The sequence below is a fragment of the Komagataeibacter oboediens genome, assembly GCF_003207815.1.
GTDB lineage: Bacteria > Pseudomonadota > Alphaproteobacteria > Acetobacterales > Acetobacteraceae > Komagataeibacter > Komagataeibacter oboediens.
Map to the genome: position 1 here is coordinate 1 of NZ_NKTX01000170.1, position 1702 is coordinate 1702.

Below are 1702 nucleotides of genomic sequence, written 5' to 3' on the forward strand. Positions count from 1 at the left end.
GCTTGCCGACACCGGTTACGCCAGCGGACAGGCGGTCCGGAAACTGCAGGAAAAGGGCATTGATCCGCTGGTCGCCATTGGACGGCCCTGTGCCCGCAGGCCTTACGACTTCCGACCCCATCCCGAAGCAAAGGAGCCACGCCGGATAACCGAACCCTGGCGGCTTGCCATGAAGGACAGGCTGGAAACCACAGAAGCCGGAGATGTTTACAGACTACGAAAACAGACCGTTGAACCGGTCTTTGGAATTATCAAAAGCATCATGGGGTTCAGAAGATTCAGTCTGCGCAGCCTTGCAAAAGTCACGACCGAATGGACACTCGTCGCTCTCGCATACAACTGCAAAAGAATGGCACGGCTTCACGCAGCATAAGCCGGGTCAGCCTCGGCGTTATCAGCCGCAAAATGCCCAACCCGACAGGCTGCTAGGGCCTGCGTCAGAGCGAACACATGTTCATCTCTATAATTGCCCATCAGAGCTGCCGATATCACTTCTGCCGATGAGCGGCATCTGACGTCGCGCTTAGCGGCCAGCGTCTCTGGATCACGTTCACCGCCGACAATTGCCCGGATAATCTGCATGCCTGTGACGCCAGTGATATCGGAGACGACGTGATGGAGTTGCAGATTCATTTCCATCAGGGCTTTCTGCATGTGCTGGATATGTCCCGCAGCATACTCGACCAGACGTTCACGTTGACGCAAGTAAGCCCGCAATGCGGCAATATCGGCCTGAGGCCGAAAGCTTCCACGCAGCAAGCCATAGGAATGAAGTTGCTGGAGCCATCCGGCATCGCTCACGTCCGTCTTGCGACCGGGTACATTCTTGGCGTAGCGCGCGTTCACCAGAATGACGTCGAAACCATGCTGCTCAAGGATTTCATAAACCGGGATCCAGTAGACGCCTGTAGATTCCATGGCGACACTGGTGACTTTGCATTCTTTGAACCACTCAGCCAACGCATGCAGGTCGGACGTAAATGTGCCAAAGGACCGGATTGGGTCCTTCGCAGCCTCAGGGGACACCGCCGCCATATGCATCCGTGATCCAATATCGATCGCAGCGGCTCCCTGAATATGGCGTGTGAGATCAAAGGACGCTTTTGCAGATTTTCGAGGCATCGTAACATCTCCACACAGTGTGCTGGAGGAGGGTGTGGAACATGCCTATCAATCATCTTCCTAACCGGGATCACCGCAAGGCGGTGTCACCATTCTCAAGTTCGCACAGTTCCATGGACCACGTTTTTTAACGGGGACGAACCCGCCAATAAGCGAACGGCCGCTACCCTCCTGTCCGGCACAATAGCATGGCCCGTTTCTATGCCGCACAGGCGGACAAACGTCCGGGATCGTTTTTTAGGATTTCCCTCTCCTCCCGTAAAATCCGGTTCTCCAGGCGAAGACGTTCATTCTCGCGGGCCAGATCAGCCTGAGGCCCTGATGCCGGCTCGTCCGGACGATAATTCACTATCCATTTCGCCAGAGTGGATTTGCCAATACCCAGATCGGCCGCAACACGCGTGCGTGACAACCCACTGCTCAACGCAATCCTTACGGCCTCGCGCTTGAAATCTTCCGTATGCTTCATGGTTCCGTCGGTGTAAGCTCCCGGCGACTGACGCCTTGCTGAATACTTCTGGTCTTGTTCAGCTATGAAGCATGAGCGATTTAAGAGATAGGGACGCGGTACTACCTGCGA

At 55.3% G+C, this 1702-nt stretch carries 1 protein-coding gene and 2 pseudogenes; 1 reads left to right on the forward strand and 2 read right to left on the reverse strand.

Annotated elements, in window-relative coordinates:
- Positions 1–373, forward strand: a 373-nt coding sequence (locus tag CFR80_RS17965; RefSeq protein ID WP_146221715.1) for a transposase, incomplete at its 5' end; no start/stop codon positions are given.
- 53 nt (positions 374–426) lie between these two features.
- Here CFR80_RS17965 and CFR80_RS17970 read toward each other — a convergent pair.
- Positions 427–1122: pseudogene (locus CFR80_RS17970) on the reverse strand (IS110 family RNA-guided transposase); the annotation flags it as partial.
- A gap of 235 nt (positions 1123–1357) precedes the next feature.
- Positions 1358–1591 (reverse strand): annotated as a pseudogene (locus tag CFR80_RS20050) (transposase); the annotation flags it as partial.
- Between the last annotated feature and the right edge of the window lie 111 nt (positions 1592–1702).